Origin of the sequence: Micromonospora cremea (assembly GCF_900143515.1) — a bacterium.
Taxonomy (GTDB): domain Bacteria; phylum Actinomycetota; class Actinomycetes; order Mycobacteriales; family Micromonosporaceae; genus Micromonospora; species Micromonospora cremea.
This window is the reverse complement of the sequence record NZ_FSQT01000001.1, coordinates 1821983-1841093: the sequence shown is the minus strand read 5'-3', so window position 1 is coordinate 1841093 and position 19111 is coordinate 1821983. Positions and strand designations below refer to the sequence as shown.

At 71.0% G+C, this 19111-nt stretch carries 15 protein-coding genes and 1 pseudogene; 9 read left to right on the top strand and 7 right to left on the bottom strand.

The features are described from left to right. Positions 1–51 precede the first annotated feature (51 nt). On the bottom strand, positions 52–1419 hold the full coding sequence (gene nhaA, locus BUS84_RS08445; protein ID WP_074310269.1) for a Na+/H+ antiporter NhaA: 1368 nt from the start codon (positions 1417–1419) through the stop codon (positions 52–54). Between the two features lie 336 nt (positions 1420–1755). Here nhaA and BUS84_RS08440 point away from each other — a divergent pair, with 336 nt between their 5' ends. After that, positions 1756–3216 (top strand): tyrosine-protein kinase domain-containing protein, encoded by a 1461-nt coding sequence (locus tag BUS84_RS08440; RefSeq protein WP_074310267.1) that lies wholly within the window; start codon positions 1756–1758, stop codon positions 3214–3216. Here BUS84_RS08440 and BUS84_RS08435 read toward each other — a convergent pair. After that, positions 3197–3751 (bottom strand): arsenate reductase/protein-tyrosine-phosphatase family protein, encoded by a 555-nt coding sequence (locus BUS84_RS08435; RefSeq protein ID WP_074310265.1) that lies wholly within the window; start codon positions 3749–3751, stop codon positions 3197–3199. The two genes, BUS84_RS08440 and BUS84_RS08435, sit on opposite strands and share 20 nt — an antisense overlap. A gap of 168 nt (positions 3752–3919) precedes the next feature. Between BUS84_RS08435 and BUS84_RS08430 the strand changes: the two genes are divergently transcribed. The 3 genes from BUS84_RS08430 to BUS84_RS08420 all read left to right on the top strand — a co-directional run bounded on the left by BUS84_RS08430 (position 3920) and on the right by BUS84_RS08420 (position 7417). After that, positions 3920–5164 carry a glycosyltransferase family 4 protein gene (locus BUS84_RS08430; protein ID WP_074312326.1) on the top strand — a complete coding sequence of 415 codons (1245 nt, stop codon included), beginning with the start codon at positions 3920–3922 and terminating at the stop codon, positions 5162–5164. A 112-nt stretch (positions 5165–5276) separates the two neighbouring features. Further along, positions 5277–5498: a hypothetical protein gene (locus BUS84_RS08425; protein WP_074310263.1), complete on the top strand. Its 222-nt coding sequence runs from the start codon at positions 5277–5279 to the stop codon at positions 5496–5498. A 1364-nt stretch (positions 5499–6862) separates the two neighbouring features. Then, positions 6863–7417, top strand: coding sequence for a hypothetical protein (locus tag BUS84_RS08420; RefSeq protein ID WP_074312324.1), 555 nt, complete (start codon positions 6863–6865; stop codon positions 7415–7417). 102 nt (positions 7418–7519) lie between these two features. On the opposite strand, the gene BUS84_RS08415 is transcribed toward BUS84_RS08420, so the two are convergent. Next, complete coding sequence (locus tag BUS84_RS08415; protein WP_074310262.1) at positions 7520–8962, bottom strand: MFS transporter; 1443 nt, start codon at positions 8960–8962, stop codon at positions 7520–7522. Between the two features lie 84 nt (positions 8963–9046). Continuing rightward, positions 9047–9283, bottom strand: a complete 237-nt coding sequence (locus BUS84_RS08410) for a hypothetical protein (RefSeq protein WP_074310260.1) — start codon at positions 9281–9283, stop codon at positions 9047–9049. Positions 9284–9441: 158 nt separating this feature from the next. Here BUS84_RS08410 and BUS84_RS08405 point away from each other — a divergent pair, with 158 nt between their 5' ends. Together BUS84_RS08405 and BUS84_RS38595 are read left to right on the top strand one after the other, a co-directional pair. After that, positions 9442–10602 carry a geranylgeranyl reductase family protein gene (locus tag BUS84_RS08405; protein WP_074310258.1) on the top strand — a complete coding sequence of 387 codons (1161 nt, stop codon included), beginning with the start codon at positions 9442–9444 and terminating at the stop codon, positions 10600–10602. Positions 10603–10753: 151 nt separating this feature from the next. Then, positions 10754–10927 carry a hypothetical protein gene (locus BUS84_RS38595; RefSeq protein ID WP_167627027.1) on the top strand — a complete coding sequence of 58 codons (174 nt, stop codon included), beginning with the start codon at positions 10754–10756 and terminating at the stop codon, positions 10925–10927. A gap of 79 nt (positions 10928–11006) precedes the next feature. On the opposite strand, the gene BUS84_RS08400 is transcribed toward BUS84_RS38595, so the two are convergent. From BUS84_RS08400 to BUS84_RS08390, 3 genes are all read right to left on the bottom strand, one after another. Further along, complete coding sequence (locus BUS84_RS08400) at positions 11007–12797, bottom strand: bifunctional metallophosphatase/5'-nucleotidase (protein ID WP_074310256.1); 1791 nt, start codon at positions 12795–12797, stop codon at positions 11007–11009. Between the two features lie 130 nt (positions 12798–12927). Continuing rightward, positions 12928–13587, bottom strand: a complete 660-nt coding sequence (locus BUS84_RS08395) for a nucleotidyl transferase AbiEii/AbiGii toxin family protein (RefSeq protein ID WP_074310254.1) — start codon at positions 13585–13587, stop codon at positions 12928–12930. After that, positions 13584–13925, bottom strand: coding sequence for a hypothetical protein (locus BUS84_RS08390; RefSeq protein WP_074312322.1), 342 nt, complete (start codon positions 13923–13925; stop codon positions 13584–13586). The genes BUS84_RS08395 and BUS84_RS08390 overlap by 4 nt, the downstream gene beginning before the upstream one ends. A gap of 344 nt (positions 13926–14269) precedes the next feature. Between BUS84_RS08390 and BUS84_RS37385 the strand changes: the two genes are divergently transcribed. The 3 genes and pseudogenes from BUS84_RS37385 to fdh all read left to right on the top strand — a co-directional run. Beyond that, positions 14270–14479 (top strand): hypothetical protein, encoded by a 210-nt coding sequence (locus tag BUS84_RS37385; protein ID WP_143728292.1) that lies wholly within the window; start codon positions 14270–14272, stop codon positions 14477–14479. 424 nt (positions 14480–14903) lie between these two features. Next, positions 14904–15458 (top strand): hypothetical protein, encoded by a 555-nt coding sequence (locus BUS84_RS08385; protein ID WP_074310251.1) that lies wholly within the window; start codon positions 14904–14906, stop codon positions 15456–15458. Between the two features lie 389 nt (positions 15459–15847). Then, positions 15848–19099, top strand: a pseudogene (gene fdh, locus BUS84_RS08375) (formate dehydrogenase); the annotation flags it as partial. Between the last annotated feature and the right edge of the window lie 12 nt (positions 19100–19111).

Genomic DNA, 19111 nt, shown 5'->3' with positions numbered 1-19111 from the left:
GCCGACGACCGCCGGGGAGTGTTGCGCTCGGCAGCCGGGACGGCGGGCCGGTCAGCTGTCGCCGTTGCGCTGATAGACGTCGGGCACGCCGTCGCCGTCGGCATCCAGCTGCTCCCGCTCCGCCACCCGGCGGTACACGCCGTTGCGACGGACCAGCACGGTGGCGGCCAACCCGGCGGAGATCACCGACCCGGTCAGCACGGCCGCCTTGACCCGGTCGTCGGCCGTGCTGCCGGTGTCGAACGCCAGGTCGCCGATGAGCAGCGACACGGTGAACCCGACGCCGGCCAGCAGCGCGATCCCGAGCAGGTCGGGCCAGGTGATGTCCTCGTCCAGCTCGGCGCGGGTGAACCGGGCCAGCAGGTAGGTCGATCCGAAGATTCCGATGCTCTTGCCGAGCACCAGCCCGGCGACGATGGCGATCACCACCGGGTCGGTCACCAGGGCGCCCAGGTCGGTGCCGCGCAGCGTGACGCCGGCGGCGAACAGCGCGAAGACCGGTACCGCGAAGCCGGCCGACACCGGCCGCCAGCGGTGCTCAAGGTGCGCGGCGAGCCCGCCGGCGTCCTCCCCGTCGGCGCCCGGTCGGTCGCCGGTCGGGGCGTCGCCCGCGCGCCTGCGGGCGGCCAGCACCGGCACGGTGAAGCCGAGCAGGACACCGGCCACCGTGGCGTGCACACCGGAGGCGTGCACCAGGGCCCAGGCGGCGACCGCGAGCGGAATCAGCGCCCACCACCAGGTACGCCCGCGCTGCACCAGCAGGGCGAATAGCCCGATCGGAGCCAGCGCGGCGAGCAACGGGACGGGATGGAAATCGGCGGTGTAGAAGATCGCGATGATGGTGATCGCGAAGAGGTCGTCCACCACGGCGAGGGTGAGCAGAAAGGCGCGTAGGCCCTGGGGCAGGTGTGAGCTGACCACCGCGAGCACGGCCAGCGCGAAGGCGATGTCGGTGGCGGTCGGGATCGCCCATCCGCGCAGCCCTTCCCCGCCCGCCGTCAGGACGACCGCCACGTAGATCAGCGCGGGCAGCAGCATTCCGCCGAGTGCGGCCACCACCGGCAGCGCGGCGCGGCGCGGGTCGCGCAGTTCACCGGCGACGAACTCCCGCTTGAGCTCCAGGCCCACCACGAAGAAGAAGATCGCCAGCAGGCCGTCCGCGGCCCAGGTGGCCAGGTCCAGGTCGAGGTGCCAGCGCGCGCCGCCGGACCAGGGCACCCAGTCGCCCAGCCGCGCGTACGCGTCGGCCCAGGGGGAGTTCGCCCAGAGCAACGCGATCACCGCACCGAGCAGCAGCAGGGCGCCGCCGACGGTCTCGGTGCGCAGCACGTCGGCCAGGTGCCGGGCCTCGGGCCAGGAGGATCGCGAGAACAGCCGTGCCGGCCGGAACCGGTCGGAGGGCGGGGTGGGGTCGGTCATCTGCGGCGCTCACCTCGGGATGTCAGGACGGCACGAATCCACTCGCCGACCAGGCTTCCCGGCACACCGCTGTCGACCCTATCCGGGCTCGTCCGTGCCGGCGATCGCAGGGGCGATCCGGATGCCGCCGATCGGTTGCCGACTTTTCCCCGATGTCGCCGCTGCCGAAAGGACGTTTCTCGGGTTGGTCATGCGGACGCACTTGTGGCCGCTGAAAACACATAACTCCGGACATAAGCCGTATGAGCGGCTTTAATGGTTTCACGAGTTTAAGACGACCTTGGGGGTTTTCGTGAAGTTCTTTGGCGTAACCGGACCGGCACGGAGGCGCGCCTGATGGACCTGCTCCGCCAATTGCGCCACGTGCGTCGGCACTGGTGGATCCCGTTGGTCACGGTCATGGTGGCCCTGGGCGTCTCGGCGTTCCTGACCGTACGGGCCCAGCCCCGGTACGTCGCCTCGGTGACGTTCTTCGTCACCACCTCCAACCAGGGCGTCAGCGACGCCTATCAGGGTGGACTCTTCCTCCAGCAGCGTGTCAAGTCGTACGCCGACCTGCTCAGCAGCGACCGGCTGGCGCAGAGCGTGGTGGCCGAGAACCCGGTCGGGCTCACCGCGGACGAGGTGCAGCGTCGGGTGAGCACCTCCACCGAGACCGGCACCGTCCTGCTGCGCGCGTCGATCACCGACACCGACCAGACCCGCGCGTTGCGGGTGACCGAGACCCTGGCCGCGAAGTTCGTCGAGCTCGTGCAGAAGGTCGAGACGCCACCCGAGGGCAAGGCGCCGATCAAGATCGAGGTGGTGAGCGGCCCACGGGTCAGCGCCAGTCCCGTCTCGCCTCAACCGGTACGGAACATGACCCTCGGCGGACTGATAGGTCTGGTGCTCGGCGTCGGCCTGGCGATCCTGCGCGGCGTGGCCGACATCCGGCTGCGCGACGCCGCCGGTCTGCAACGTGCCACCGGCAGCCCGCTGCTCGGCGAGATCCCGTTCGAGAGCGGCGCCCGCTCCGCCCCGCTGATCGTCGGCGACGCCGCGACGTCGGCGCGGGCCGAGGCGGTCCGCAAGCTGCGCACCAACCTGCGCTTCGTGGACGTGCACGAGCCGGCCCGGGTCATCGCGGTGACCAGCGCCCTGCAGGGCGAGGGCAAGACCACGCTCTCCTGCAACCTGGCCATCGCGTTGGCCGAGGCGGGCTGGCGGGTGCTGTTGGTCGACGCGGACCTGCGTCGCCCCAAGGTCGACGAGTACCTCGGCCTGGACGCCGGCGTCGGCCTCACCGACGTGCTGGTCGGTGACGTCCAGGTCGGCGACGTGGTGCAGCGCTGGGGGGACAAGTCCCTGCTCGTGCTGCCCAGCGGCTCCGCCCCGCCGAACCCGAGCGAGCTGCTCGGTTCCAAGGCGATGGCGGACCTGCTGCTGGCGCTGCGCGAGTCGGCCGACATCGTGATCATCGACACCGCGCCGCTGCTCGCGGTGACCGACGGTGTGGTGGTGGCCGTGCAGGCCGACGGCGCACTCTTGGTGACCCAGCAGGGCCGGACCTCCCGGACCCAGGTGGCCGCGGCGGCCCGCTCGCTGCACTCGGTCTCGGTCCGGTTGCTCGGCTGCGTGCTGAACATGGCCAAGGTGGCCAAGGCCGAGGTGTACCAGTACGAGGCCTACCGGGTGGTCGCCTCCACGGCAACGCCGTCGGCGCCGACCGACCGGGCAACGTCCGCCCGGCACAGCGAGGGCACCGGGGTCAACGGCGTCAGCGACCGCACCCAGGAACTCACCCGGCTGCCCCGATGAGCGCGGCGAGGGGTCGTAGCGATCGTTCGATCTCCTCAGCGCAGCGTCGGAAGTCGGCGGCGGTGCCGCCGATCGGGTCCCGTAGGTCGTCCGCGTCCGGGGCGGCGGGTTGCAGCCGCCCCCGGGCGTGGGCGGCGGCGGCGATCGCGGCCCGCAGCGAGTCGTCGGCCGGCTCGGCCTGCGGCTCCGCCGCCGCGGCCAACCGGCCGAACTGGCGCAGGGTGAACGTCCGGTGCAGCGCGGCTGGCGCCAGCGCGGTGCAGACCGACCGCTGGCGCCGGGTCGCGGTCAGCACCAGCGTCGCGTCCGCCAGATACTCGGGGCGCAGCCCCCGGCTGCGGAACGCCGCCGGGTCCGCGCCGCCCTCGGCCGCGATCTCCATGGCGTACGGGTGCATGGCCAGTCCGTCCATCGCGTCGGTGCCGGCGCTGGCCACGGTGACCGGCCGGTCGGCCAGCAGCCGGCGGGCCAGGTACTCGGCCATCGGCGACCGGCACAGGTTGGCGTGGCAGACGAACAGCACGCGGTCGACCATCGGTGCCCCTTTCATCGGTGCGGACGCGGGCGGCCGCACCGCTGGCGCGGTGCGTCGACGCCGGTGGCCGCGCGGGGAGGGGTTGTCGGCATCGTACGCGGACCGGACACCCGCCGGTCGCGGTGCCGCGCCGACCGGGGCGGATCCATGGCGGACGGCGGTGGCCCGGTGAAGATCGGCATCTTGTCGTACCACTTTCCGCCAGAGCCGGCGTTCATCCCCGGCAGCCTCGCCGAGGAGTTGGCCGCACGCGGGCATGAGGTGCGGGTGCTCACCGGGTTTCCGGACTACCCCGGCGGACACGTCTACCCGGGCTGGCGCCAGCGCTGGCACCACGAGACGCACAGCGAACGGCTGTCCGTGCGGCGGGTGCCGCGCTACTCCGGCGGTGCCGCGTCCACCGGCGGCAGGATGGCCAGCTATCTCTCCTTCGCCGGCAGTGCGACGCTGGTCGCGCGCCGGTTCCTCGGCGACGTGGACGCGCTCTACGTCTTTCAACTGCCGGCCACCACATTCGCCGCCGCCGGAGTCCTCCGGCTGCTCGGGCGGGTGCCGGCGGTGCTGCACGTGCAGGACGTATGGGCGCGCGACGGCGCCGACGAGGCGGGCGACGGGCGCTGGTCGGCACGGATGGGCGCCGCGATGGCGCGCGTCTACCGGGCCGCCGCGCGGGTCGCCGTGGCCGCGCCGTCGATGCGGGACCTGGTGGTCGCCGCCGGCGCCGACCCGGCCCGGGTCCGGCTGGTGCTGAACTGGACCGACGAGAGGATCTTCCACCCGGCGACGCCCGGCGCGGCGGCGCGCCAGCTGGTCGGCCGCGACGGTCGGTGCGTGGTGATGCACGCCGGCACCATCGGCGCCCGACAGGGGCTGGAGACCGCGGTACGGGCCGCCGCGGCGCTGGACCGGACGATGGACCTGGTCCTGGTCGGCTCGGGCGCCGACGAGCGGCGGGTGCGGGGGCTCGCCTCCGACCTGGGCGCCGAGAACGTCCGCTTCGTGGAGCGACGTTCCCCGGTGGACATGCCCGAGCTGTACGCCGCTGCCGACTACCAGCTCGTCATGCTGCGGGACCTGCCGGAGCTGCGGGGCATGGTGCCCGGCAAGCTGCAGGCCGCGCTCTCCTGCGCCGCGCCGGTGGTGGCGTCGGCCGGCGGGGACACCGCCGAGCTCGTGGAACGCGCCCGGGCCGGGTTGTCCTGCCCGCCGGAGGACTGGGCCGCGCTGGCCGACCGGTTCTGGTTGGCCGCCACCATCCCCCCGCCCGCCCGGGCGGAGATGGGCCGCCGGGGCCGGGAGACGTACCTGCGGGAGATGTCGTTGCCGGCCGGGGTGGACCGGATCGAGCGGCTGCTGCACGAGGCGGCCGGCCGGGCCACCGAGCGCGTCGACCCGCGAGGGAACCTCTCGTAAAGGACGAGAAACACCATAACGGTACGAGATCCCGTACCAGGCGAGCGCGCCGCTGAGCTTCGCGGCCCGAACCAACGGCAAGGGCTACTTCACCAAGAGCTACCGGCCGTCGGTGACGGGTCTGCTGACCTTCACCGCCACCGGCCGGGAGTCCGATCGGACCGCCACCGCGGAGCTTCGGGTGCTGCACAAGAAGCAGCCGCCGCCCGTCACGGGTAGCAGCCTCAGCACGCCCATGAAGCTCGGCGGCGGCCTGGTCGGCGCTGGCGCGGTCATGCTGCTGCTGACGCTCGCGTGGCGTCGTCGCCAGCGCCTCGGTGGGGCCGCGCACTGATCCGCACCACCAACCCGGGCAGCGGCCCGGTAGTACCTAAGGCTGGCGCCCGTCGGAGTTGTCCGACGGGCGCCAGCCTGTCTGTGCCGTGAACGCCGGTGCGGCTCCGGGGCGTGCGTTTCTGCGCAGTCTGACCAGGCGTGCCGTGGTTCTTGGTCCTTGTGGTGTGCCGGGTCCGGGGCCTGATCTGCCGTCGTGGGCCGGGGTTGCTTTGGTGTGCCGGGTCGTGCGGGGTGGGGCCCGCCGTGCCCGGCTCCGGGCGGTCAGGCTTGATCCCTGCGCCGGGCACGGCGGGCCCCACCCCGTCGGTGGTCGCCGTCCGTCATGGCCCGTCCGCCGTGTCCAGCAAGCCCATCAGGCGGCGATCCTCATTCGTACCGATTCCCGCGACCGGTCCGGTGAGTCCCATCCGGTGGCGATCATGGTCCGTTCCGACCCCCTGCGCTGGGGTCCGGCAAGCCCCGATGCGGCGGCAATCGTGATCCGTCCCGATTCCTGCCCGAGCGCGGTAGGTCCCGTGCGTCGGGTTCGTCGTTCGCCGTGATCCCGGCGCCTGAGGCATCCGGCTGGCGGGCCCCGGGGCCCGGCCCTTTGCGGTGGATGCGGCCAGGCAACCGGGGCGGTTGGTGTTGTGAGCGGTATACCTGTGAGTCATACATATGCCTCTGAGGTATACCGCTGGTTGACCACCTCGCCCCGGATCGCCTTCGCCCAGCGTTGATCGACTCGGCCTCGCCGATGTTGCGGTGTCCGCGGCGCCACCGGATGCCCCCAATATCGGCGATATCGAGTCGATCAACCCCGAACCGGGCCCATCTGGCGCTGGGCAGCCGATTGGATAGCCCCTCCCGGATCGAGCCGAGCCCTCGGGCGACGGCCTGCTGGAAACGCTCGCCGGTCTCGTGCCGGATGTCCGGTATCGGGGTGTCTGGCCTGTGACCGGCTGCACTCGTGGGCTGGAATCGTGGCCGGCCGGGGGTCGTTACACACCCTGACGATCGCAGCACCACCGGCCCGCCACCCCGCCCCTGAGGGTTGGGATGGCAGCCAGGCCCGGGTTGGAATGCCCGCGGGTGCCCGGTCGTTGCAGACTCCCTGAACGACCGCACCAGCACCTGATCTACCGGGTGTCGACGGATGGGCCAGCCCCGGAATGGGCCCGGCCCGGCGGTCGTTGCACACGGTCCCGGCGCCACGAGGCCCCCGCCCGTAGGCCGCTGGACCCGGCGCCACAAGCCCCCCGGCTTGCCGGCCGCCAACCCCCAAGACTTTCCCCTGTGTTGAAAGCGCCGGACGAGGTGCTTGCACCCACACCGCCGTTCCCCCTGGTGGTGGGTGTCTACCCCCTGAAGGAGCTCACCCCCATGAACACGATCATTCGTAAGAGCATGCTGTCCGTTGCGGGTCTCGCGTTCGCCGGTGGTGTCTTCGCCGGCCCGATCGCCGCCCACGCCGCCCCCGTCGACGGCAAGCCTGTTGCTGTCGCGGTGCAGACGGTCAAGGCGCAGGGCGCGCAGTCGCACATCGACCTCAACGACGAGCAGATTGCGAACGTCAAGGCGATCATCGCCGCGACGAAGAAGGCCGATCTGCCCAAGCGGGCCGCGGTCATCTCGATCGCCACCAGCCTGCAGGAGTCGAAGCTGGAGAACCTGGGTCACCTCGGCGACAAGAACGACCACGACTCGCTGGGCCTGTTCCAGCAGCGCCCCAGCTCGGGTTGGGGTACGCCGGAGCAGATCACCGACCCGCAGTACTCCACGACCGCGTTCCTCAAGGGTCTCAAGCAGGTTGACGGGTGGCAGGACATGGCGCTGACCGACGCCGCGCAGACCGTGCAGGTCTCGGCCTACCCCGATGCCTACGCCCAGTGGGAGCAGCAGGCCACCGACCTGGTCGCCCAGCACTGGAACAGCTGACCCACCGCATGACACCGACCGCTGGTCGGCACCCCGAACCTGGGGTGCCGGCCAGAGGCATATCCACGTCGCGGTGTCTCTGGTGGCGTACCCCTCGGGTCGTCAGTACTTGGTGTGGTTGCGCGTGCGCAGGATGTCGATCAGCGCGGCGATCAGCGCGAGCGCGATGATCCCGGTGGCCAGCATGAGTGAGTGTTCGAAGGCGGTGGTCCAGTTGCCGTGGTTGTCGGCGAGCGAGGAGAAGAACAGCGAGCCGACGGCGGCGATGCCGGCCGCGGCCCCGATCCGTTGACCGGTCTGGAGCATGCCGGCGCCGCTGCCCGCCTGGGGTACCGGCACCTGGGCGAGGGTGAGGGTCTGGTTGGGTGCGATCACCAGGCCGCTGCCGATGCCGGCGACGAGCAGCGGACCGGCGGTCACCCAGGGCGCCGGGGCGTCCGGCGCGAGGCGCAGCGCGACCACCGTTCCGGCCAGCCCGATCACCACGCCGAGCAGGCCGATGGCGACCAGCGGCCGGCCGAAGCGGTTCACGATGCGTCCGCCCAACGCGGACGCCGCGGCCGAACCGAGGGCGAACGGCGTGATGGCGAGGCCGGCGACGAGTGCGCTGTAGCCGAGGCCGTTCTGCAGAAATAGGGTGAAGATGAAGAAGATCGCGGTGAAGCCACCGAAGTAGACCAGAGCGATGAGCGAACCCAGGGTGTACGACTGGAAGCTGAACAACCGCAGGTCGAACAACGGCTCCCGGTGCCGCGCGTACCAGCGCTCCCATAACCCGAAGGCGACCAGCACCGCCAGGCCGGCCGGGATGAGCGCCCACTTCCACGGGGTCCGCCACTGCTGCTCCTGCACCAGCGGCAGCAGGACCAGCACGACGCCCACGCCGAGCAGCAGTACGCCGACCGGGTCGAGTCGCCGCCGGTCCGGCTGGCCCTCGGGTCGGCCCGGCAGCAGGCGCCAGCCGAGGATCGCCGCGACGATGCCGACCGGCACGTTGACGAAGAAGACCCACCGCCACCCGTGCTCCTCGCCGCCGATCGCGATGAGCAGACCCCCGAGCAGCGGGCCGACGGCGGTGGAGATACCGATGGTGGCGCCGAGCACTCCGAACGGGCGGGCCCGTTCCGGCCCCCGGAACAGTTGCTGGATCATCCCGATCACCTGGGGGTTGACCACGCCGGCTGCGGCGCCCTGAAGCAGGCGGGCGACGACCAGCCACGCCGGGGAGGTGGCCAGACCGGCGAGCGCGCTGGTCACGGTGAACAGCGCGATGCCGAAGACGAACGCGTTACGCCGGCCACGGGCATCACCGAAGCGGCCGGCCGGTACCAGCACCAGGCCGAAGGTGAGCGCGTACCCCGAGAGGACCCACTGCAGGTCGCTCGGGGAGGCGTGCAGCGCACGGTCGATGGACGGCACGGCGACGTTGACGATGCTCACGTCGAGCAGCGTCATGAACGCGGCGACCAACCCGACGCCGACGGCCTGCCAGCGTCGCCGGTTCTCCGCCGCGTCGACCGGCTGCGGCGAGCGCGCCGCTGTCATCGTGCCCCCCGTTGACCGTCGATCATTGCTCCTGACCGCTACCCCGGTCACCGGGGGGCGAACCGTCGAGGGCCGTACCGTGGGTCACGCCATCTGGCGGGCGCAGAACCGTGGACCGAAATCGAGGCCCGCCATCGGTGAATCCTCGCGGTGCAGCAGGCCCTTCTCGGTGAGCAGGTGCAGGGGTGCGTTCAACTGCTCCTGGGCCAGCCCGGACTCTTCGGCGATCATGTCTGGGTACGGCACCTGGCCGCGCGATTCGAGTGCGGTGACCGCCTGGTACACCCGTTGCTCGACCTCAGACAGTTGCACCTGCTGCATGACATCCTCCTTGGCTCGTCCGCCTCTGCGCAGGCGGTTGCGCTGCGCCGGTTACCCCCTGGGTGACCGAAGATGCCCACCCGATCGGGCGGTCGGGGCGGCGCCTCGGGATGCGTGGCGGCCGGGCCGGCGGAGGGGTGGTGCCCTAGGCTGCACCCGTGATCGTCTGGGATCTCGTCGTCGTCGGCGCCGGCCCCGCCGGGCTCTCCGCGGCACATGCCGCCGCCCGCGCCGGCGTCCGCACCCTGGTTGTCGAGCGGGCCGAGCACCCGCGTTACAAGACCTGCGGCGGTGGTCTGATCGGCACGTCATTGGCCGCCGTGCGGGACCGGATCGAGGTGCCCGCGCACGACCGGGTGACCCGGGTGACGTTCACCCGCGACGGCCGCCGTGAGTTCACCCGCCGGCACGACAGTCCGGTGGTGATCATGGTGCGCCGCGAGGAGTTCGACGACCGGCTGCGCGCGGCGGCGGTCGCCGCCGGCGCGCAGGTGCGGGAGCGGGTAGTGGTCCGCGCCATCGAACAGGACCCGGAGGTGGTACGCCTGCGGCTGGCCGACGGTACGTCGCTCGCGGCCCGCGCGGTGATCGGCGCGGACGGCTCCTCGGGGGTGACCGCCCGGCACGTGGGGGTCCGCTACCGGCAGGTGGACCTGGGTTTGGAGCTGGAGGTGCCGGTGCCGCCCGCGGAGCAGGAGCGGTGGCGGGGACGGCTGCTGCTGGACTGGGGCGCGATGCCGGGCTCGTACGCGTGGGTCTTTCCCAAGGGCGACCGGCTGACGGTCGGCGTGATCGCGGGCCGGGGTGCGGGGGAGGGGACGCGGGACTACCTGCGGCGGTTCGTCGACCGGTTGGGGCTGAGTGGGCTGCCGGCGGAGCACGACTCAGGTCACCTGACCCGCTGTCGTACCGACGACTCGCCGTTGCGGCGCGGTCGGGTGCTGGTCGTGGGGGACGCGGCCGGTCTGCTGGAGCCGTGGAGCCGGGAGGGCATCAGCTTCGCGCTGCGCTCCGGCGAGCTGGCCGGAGCGGCGGTCGCCGACGGCGAGTTGACCGGGTACGAGCGGGCGGTGGCCGAGCGCCTGGTGCCGTCGATGCGGGCGGGGTACCGCCTGCTCGAGCTTTTCACCCGCCGCCCGGAGGCGTTCCACGCCCTGTTGGCGACTCCGCCGGGGTGGCGGATGTTCGTCCAGTTCTGTCAGGGCCGGGCCAGCTTCGACGAGATGCTGGCGCGCCGATCGATCCGGGCGGCGCTCGCGGTGCTGGACCGGCTACCGGGTCCTCGCCGGCAGCCTGCTTCGGCACCAGCCCGCCCCTGACCCGACCCGGGCTCTCCATTCACCCAGGATCCTAGGACGCCTTACGAGTGGTGACGGCCGTATCCGAACGTCAGGCAGATCGCGCCGACCGGACCGCTGGTGCCGGGTGGTCCGGCCGCCACACAATGACGGGAGAGCAGGGGGGTGCGCGATGGCCGAGCAGCCGTTCACCGATGATGAGTACGCGTTCCTGCGCCACGTCCGGTTCGGGGAGCTGCCGCCCGCCGTCCGCCCCGAGGAGCGGGTCGAGCTGACCGAGACCGATCCGGGACGTGACCGCCCGGAGAGGACCGAGGACCCGGTCCGCTGGAACGTGCAGGGCTGAGAACGCGGAACGGGCCGCAGGTGTCGCCACCCACGGCCCGTTCGCGGTACGTGCCGGTTCGCCGACCGGCACGCCTCGGTCAGAAGACCGGTACGCCCTCGCGCACCAGCCGCCAGTTGGGCTGGAAGAAGTCGGCCGGGTCGATCGTCCCCTTGGCCTGCGCCCAGTCGATGAGCAGCTGGCGGATCTCCTGCTGCGCGTTGTAGACCTGGGTCTTCACGATGCCGGGGAAGTTGCCGCCACCGCTGCGCCGGTAGTTGTTCACCGCCACCACGAACTGCGCGTTGTCCGCCACCGGGGTGTCGGTGCCGGGCAGCACCAGCCGCGTGATCCGCTGGCCGACCGGCTTGGCGATGTCGATGTCGTAGTCGACGCCGGAGAGGGCGTCGTAGTTGTAGTCCGGCACCGCCGGGTCGCTGATCTGCTCCGGGTCGACCGGGGCACCCGGCGCGAGAGTGCGGAAGTACTTCGCCGAGTACTCCAGGTAGGCACGTACCTCGGCGCCGCTGAGCACGACCGCCTCGAGGGTGTTGTCGAAGACGTACAGCCCCGCCACGTCGCGGATCTTCACGTCCCCGGCCGGGAAGACCGCGGTGCGGCTGAACGGCGAGGCCTGCGACAGCACTGGCAGGTTCGCGTACTGAGTGCCCGCCAGCGCCGTGGTCACCGTCTCGGCCTGGACGTGGTTGATGAAGTCCAGGATCGGGGTGTCCTTGTACCGCGACTCGACGGTGGACATCTCGACGGTGGCCTGGGCCACCACCTGGTTGACGTAGGCGATGGTCTTCTGGTGCTGTGCCCGCACCGCCGCGAGGACCTTCGGGTCCTCCACCACCGTGTTGGTGTTCAGCATGCTGGCCCGCTTGGTGGTGATCTTCCAGCGGCCGTGCTGCCGGGCAAGGGTGAAGTCCATCCGGGTGAGCCGCTGGCCCCACTTCGACGGCTCGGAGAGCAGCACCTGCTCGCCGGTCTTGTCGTTCGTGACGAACTTCTCCACGACCTCGTTGTGGGCGTGGCCGAAGAGGATCGCGTCGATCCCCGGCACCTGCTGGGCGATCAGGGCCACCGGGTTCTCGTTCGGCAGCTCCGGGCCGTAGCTGGAGGTGCCGCTGTCGCCGCCGTGCGCGGAGATCAGCACGAGGTCGGCGCCGCGGGCGCGCATGATCGGCACCCACTTCGCCGCGGTCGCGACCATGTCGTCGAAGCGCAGCTTGCCCTCGACGTTGCCCTTGTCCCAGATCGCCACGCCGGGGTTGGTCAGGCCGAGGATGCCGACCCGCAGGGTCGGCGCGGCGAAGCCGAGGGAGACCTTCTTGATGACGTACGGCAGGAAGGCCGGCTTGCCGGTCTTCGCGTTGATGGCGTTCGCGGCGAGCGCCGGGAAGCCGAGCTGGCGGATCCACACGTCCAGCAGCGGCAGGCCGTAGTTGAACTCGTGGTTGCCCAGTGTCACCGCGTCGTAGTCGATGACGTTCATCGCGCGGGCCATCGGGTGCTTCTCCCCGGTGGCGGTGATCGGCTCCTGCTTGGCGTAGTACGTGGCCAGCGGCGTGCCCTGGATGGTGTCGCCGGCGTCGAGCACCAGCGTCGCCTTGCCGCGCCGCTCGGCGCGGATCTGGTTGATCAGGGTGGCCAACTTCGCGACGCCGATGTCGTTCTGCTTGCTGTCGTCGTACTCGGCGTCCCGGTAGTAGTCCCAGTTGTAGACGTTGCCGTGGGTGTCCGACGTGCCCAGGAGGGTGAGGTCCCAGGTGCGTGACCGGGCCGCGCCGGCCGCCTGCGCGGGGGCGGCGGCGATCAGCGGGGCGGTCGCCGCCGCGGCCGCGGCGGCGAGCACCTGGCGACGCGACGGGCCGGAGGGAGAGGTCATGACGTGCCTTTCCATCGGGTGGGGGCGCCTCGTGGGCGCCTCGCGCACCATAACCAGCAGGGGTCACTCCTGCCACGCCAGCCCCGCGGACTGTGTCGCATCGGTCGGCCGACGCGGTCGGCGACCAGGGTCAGCGTGGCCAGGTGGCCAGGCGCTGCCGGACGCGGGCGACGTCCGTGGGGCCCAGGCCGTAGCGGCCGAAGCGCTGGTCGGGCAGCCGGTCCAGGTACCGCCCGGCGGCCCGTACGTCCGCCGGGTCCAGTGCGGGGTCGACCTGCCGGGCCAGCTCCAACAGCTCGGTCACGTCGTAGTGCTCCAGAGCTGCCGCCACGTCGATGAAGTCACGAACCTCCCGCCGGTTGACCAACGCCGCGATCTTGTTGGCGACCAGGTCGCGGACGTCCATCACCGGCCCGAGGTCCATCACGACCGGGCTCTGCTGCCGGTCGAGCCGCGCCAGGCTGAGCCGGATCTGCCGCCCGTCGCGGCTCACCACGAAGTCCTTCATGTCCCGCCCGTACCCGTCGAACAGGTCGGCGAGGTCGCTGTCCGGATCGGCGTCGGTGACCGTGAACCCGGCCCGCTCCAACGCCACGCGTACCCCGGCGGAGGCGGCCGCGGCGGCGCCCTCCACGTCGGCGAAGAGGTCCACGTCCTCGGTGGGGCGGGCGACCAGCCCGTGCGCGGCCCAGGCGACCCCGCCGCCCAGCACGAACCGGTGCGGCCCGGCCGCGGCGAGCGCCACCCGCGCCACCTCGCGGTAGAACTCGTGCAGGTGTGCTGCGATCACGCCGCGCGCAGACCTCGGTGCCGGCTCTCCCACGCCTGGCGCACGCCCCTGGGCAGGTTGAGCAGCCGCCACACCCGACGCAGCGTCCGCCCGTTGATCAGGACGCGCAGATCTTCGGCGCGGTTGGTCTCCCGCAGCACGTTCTCGTACATCCAGAGCAGCTGGTCGGGGTCACCGAGGTCGAAGGTGCGCTCGGCGTTCCACATCAGCCGTACCGGTAGCTCCACCACGCCCCGCGTGGGGCCGGCCAGCTCGGCGAGCGTCCGCGCCACCACCGCAGGGCGACCCGGGCGGGCCAGGAAGGCCACGCCGGTCGTGGTGGGGGAGACGGCCTGCATGGTGTCAGGGTAACCCTCGCCGGTGCTGGTGTCGCTCACGACGTTCCCTGGGCTGCGGGCGGCGTGGCTGTTTCGGGTGGGTTGGATGTCGGGTTGGGTTATCGTGATGCCTCGGGCTTGGGCGTCGATTTGCGCGTGTCGTGGCCGGGGGTCGGTTTGGTGTGCCGGGTCGTGCGGGGTGGGGCCCGGCTGCCGTCGTGGCCGGGGTCGGTGGGGTGTGCCGTGTGGCCAGGCCACCGTCTCGGGGCGGTTGGTGTTGTGAGCGGTATACCTGTGAGTCATACATATGCCTCTGAGGTATACCGCTCGCTGGCCACCTCGCCCCCGGATCGCCTTCGCCCGGGATGATCGACTTCGACCTCGCCGATGTTGCGGTATCCACGGCCACCGGATACCCCGACATCGGCGATATCGAGTCGATCAACCCCCAACAGGTCCATCCGATGCCGGGCAGCCGACTGGACAGCCCCTCCGGATCGAGCCGAGTCCTCGGGCGACGGCCTGATGGAACACTCGCCGGTCTCGTGCCGGATGTCCGGTATCGGGGTGTCTGACGTGTGACCGGCTGCACCCGTGGGCTGGAATCGTGGCGGGCCGGGGGTCGTTACACACCCTGACGATCGCAGCACCACCGGCCCCTGAGGGTTGGGATGGCAGCCCGTCCGGCGGGTTGGAATGCCCGCGGGTGCCCGGTCGTTGCAGACTCCCTGAACGACCGCACCAGCACCTGATCTACCGGGTGCCCGGTGGATGGGCCAGCCCCGGAATGACCGCGGCCCGCCGGTCGTTACACACGGTCCCGGCGCCACGAGGCCCCCGCCCGTAGGCCGCTGGACCCGGCGCCGCAGGCCCCCCGGCTTGCCGGCCGCCAACCCCCAAGACTTTCCCCCGTGTTGAAAGCGCCGGACGAGGTGCTTGCACCCACACCGCCGTTCCCCCGGGTGGTGGGTGTCTACCCCCTGAAGGAGCTCACCCCTGATGAACACGATCATTCGTAAGAGCATGTTGTCCGTTGCGGGTCTCGCGTTCGCCGGTGGTGTCTTCGCCGGCCCGATCGCCGCCCACGCCGCCCCCGTCGACGGCAAGCCTGTTGCCGTCGCCGTGCAGACGGTCAAGGCGCAGGGCGCGCAGTCGCACATCGACCTGAACGACGAGCAGGTTGCGAACGTCAAGGCGATCATCGCCGCGACGAAGAAGGCTGGTCTGCCTGAGCGGGCCGCGGTGATCTCGATCGCCACCAGTCTGCAGGAGTCGAAGTTGGAGAACCTGGGTCACCTCGGCGACATGAACGACCACGACTCGCTGGGCCTGTTCCAGCAGCGCCCGAGCTCGGGTTGGGGTACGCCGGAGCAGATCACCGACCCGCAGTACTCCACGACCGCGTTCCTCAAGGGTCTCAAGCAGGTTGACGGGTGGCAGGACATGGCGTTGACCGACGCCGCGCAGACCGTGCAGGTCTCGGCCTACCCCGATGCCTACGCCCAGTGGGAGCAGCAGGCCACCGACCTGGTCGCCCAGCACTGGAACAACTGACCCACCCAAGCACCACCCGCATGACCCGCATGACACCGACCGCTGGCCGGCACCCCCACCCTGGGGTGCCGGCCAGCGGCATGTCCACGACCGGATCAGGGTGGGGGTGTGGCCAGGGAATGACGTGGGGCGTCGGCTGGTTGTGGACAGTGTCGGTGTGACTCAGTGTCCCCGGGCCTCACCTGATATTGCCGTCGCGGAATACCGTTTGGCTGGAGCCGCGTCGCGCCACTCGCCGAGAGGCGACCTGCACACCGACACCAGCGCCGCCCCCGGCCCACCCGGCCGGGGGCGGCGCTGTCTGTGCCAGTTGCCGGTTCCTCGGTTCGCGAACATGCCTCGGTTGACCTATGTTCATGGGGTCGCTCGCGTGGGAGGGGGTGTCGGGGATGGGTCTGCGGACCTTCATCGAGGGTTGGCCGGTCTACCGGCAGCTCACCGGCACGGACCCGCTGGGCCGGGGTGCCGCGGCGCAGTCTGCCCGCTCGGCGGAGTTGACCGCCCGCACCGAGGACGCCGACAGCGTGGCCCGCTCGGTCTGCCCGTACTGCGCGGTGGGCTGCGGTCAGCGGGTGTTCGTGAAGGACGGGCAGGTCACCCAGATCGAGGGTGATCCGGACAGCCCGATCTCGCGGGGTCGGCTCTGCCCGAAGGGTGCGGCCAGCAAGAGCCTGGTGACCAGCCCGTTGCGGCAGACGACGGTTCGCTACCGCCGCCCGTACTCGACGCAGTGGGAGGATCTGGAGCTCGACACCGCGCTCGACATGATCGCCGACCGGATGCTCGCCGCCCGCGAGCAGACCTGGGAGGACGTCGACGGCGAGGGCCGGCCGCTCAACCGGACGCTGGGTATCTCCAGCCTGGGTGGGGCGACGCTGGACAACGAGGAGAACTACCTCATCAAGAAGTTGTTCACCGCGATGGGGGCGCTCCAGATCGAGAACCAGGCCCGTATTTGACACTCCGCCACTGTCCCCGGTCTGGGGGCCAGCTTCGGTCGTGGCGGTGCGACGGACTTTCAGCAGGACATCGCCAACGCTGACGTCATCGTCATCCAGGGTTCGAACATGGCCGAGGCGCATCCGGTGGGCTTCCAGTGGGTGATGGAGGCCAAGCGCCGGGGCGCGAAGGTCTTCCATGTCGACCCGCGGTTCACCCGGACCAGCGCGGTGGCGGACTCGTACCTGCCGATCCGGGCGGGCACCGACATCGCGCTGCTGGGTGGGGTGGTGCGCTACATCCTGGACAACGAGCTGGACTTCCGTGAGTACGTGCTGTCGTACACCAACGCGGCGACGATCGTCAGCGAGGAGTTCACCGACACCGAGGACGGCGACGGGTTCTTCTCCGGCTTCGACCCGGTGACCGGCAGCTACGTGCAGGACAGCTGGCAGTACGAGGGGCACGAGGGCTCCTCCGGCAGCGGGCACACCGCCAAGGAGCGGGACAGCGCCGCCGGCCTGCGGCACGAGTCGCACGGCGCGGAGGTGGGCGGGCAGACCCGCCGCGATGAGACGTTGCAGCACCCGCGCTGCGTCTACCAGATCCTCAAGCGGCACTTCGCCCGTTACACGCCGGAGATGGTGGAGCGGGTCTGTGGCATCTCGCAGGAGAAGTTCCTGGAGCTGGCCCAGGCCTGGACGCAGAACTCCGGCCGCGAGCGGACTGGCATGCTGATCTACTCGGTCGGCTGGACGCAGCACAGCGTCGGGGTGCAGTACATCCGCACCGGCGCGATCATCCAGTTGCTGCTGGGCAACATGGGTCGTCCGGGTGGTGGGGTCATGGCGCTGCGTGGGCACGCCAGCATCCAGGGCTCGACGGACATCCCGACCCTGTTCAACCTGCTGCCCGGCTACCTGCCGATGCCACACCACGCCGATCACCCGACGTTCGACGAGTGGGTGGACAGCATTCGCCACCCGGGGCAGAAGGGCTTCTGGGGCAACGCCCGTTCGTTTGCCGCCAGCCTGCTCAAGGCGTACTGGGGCGATGCGGCGACGCCGGAGAACGACTTCTGTTACGGCTACATGCCGCGGATGACCGGCGACCATGGGACGTACCAGCAGGTGCTCGACATGATCGACGGGAAGATCAAGGGGTACTTCCTGCTCGGGCAGAACCCGGCCGTCGGTTCGGCACACGGTCGCGCCCAGCGTCTCGGCATGGCGAACCTGGACTGGCTCGTCGTGCGGGACCTCTTCATGATCGAGAGCGCCACGTTCTGGCAGCACGCGCCGGAGATCGAGACCGGCGAGATCGTGCCCGAGCAGTGTCGTACCGAGGTGTTCTTCCTGCCCGCCGCCTCGCACGTGGAGAAGGAGGGCAGCTTCACCCAGACCCAGCGCCTGCTGCAGTGGCGCGAGAAGGCCGTCGAACCACCGGGCGACGCCCGCTCCGAGCTGTGGTTCTTCTACCACCTCGGCCGCAAGCTGCGGGAGAAGCTGGCCGACTCGGACCTGCCACGCGACCGGGCGCTGCTCGACCTCACCTGGGACTACCCCACGCACGGCCCGCACGCCGAGCCCAGCGCCGAGGCGGTGCTGCGCGAGATCAACGGGTACGACGTGTCGACCGGCCGCCCACTGTCCTCGTTCGGCGAGGCCCGCGCGGACGGCTCCACCGCGATCGGCTGCTGGATCTACACCGGCGTGTACGCGGACGGTGTGAACCAGGCGGCCCGGCGCAAGTCCCGCCACGAGCAGGACTGGGTGGCCGCGGAGTGGGGCTGGGCCTGGCCGGCGAACCGCCGCATTCTCTACAACCGCGCCTCCGCCGACCCGGACGGCAAACCGTGGAGCGAGCGCAAGAAGTACGTCTGGTGGGACCCGGAGAAGGCCGAGTGGACCGGCTACGACGTGCCGGACTTCGAGAAGACCAAACCGCCGTCGTACCGGCCGCCACCGGGTGCGTCCGGCACCGAGGGCATCGCCGGTGACGACCCGTTCGTCATGCAGGGCGACGGCAAGGGCTGGCTGTACGCGCCCAGCGGGGTCCTGGACGGGCCGATGCCGACGCACTACGAGCCGGTCGAGTCGCCGGTGCGCAACCCGCTCTACCAGCAGCAGGCCAACCCGACCCGCAAGATGTACGCGCATCCAGTCAACTCGGTGAACCCGAGCCCGCCGGAGGAGCACAGTCAGGTCTTCCCGTACGTATTCACGGTCAGCCGGCTCACCGAGCACCACACCGCGGGTGGGATGAGCCGGACGGTCCGTCCGCTGGCCGAGCTGCAACCGGAGATGTTCGTCGAGGTGTCCCCGGAGTTGGCCGCCGAGGTCGGGCTGGCGCATCTGGGCTGGGCCCACCTGGTCAGTGGCCGTGCGGTAATCGAAGCGAAGGTGCTGGTGACCGATCGGCTCACGCCGTTGCGGGTGGACGGTCGAATCATCCACCAGGTGTGGTTGCCGTACCACTTCGGCTTCGAGGGCCTGGTGACCGGCGACTCGGCCAACGACCTGTTCGGCATCAGCCTCGACCCCAACGTCCTGATCCAGGAGAGCAAGATCGGTACGTGCGACGTCCGACCGGGCCGCCGCCCCAGCGGGCCTGCCCTGCTCGACCTGGTGGCCGAGTATCAGCGGCGAGCCGGGATCACCCCGGGGCGGAACGCCCCGGCAGTCACCACCGACAGCGACGGGGAGGGGCGCGGT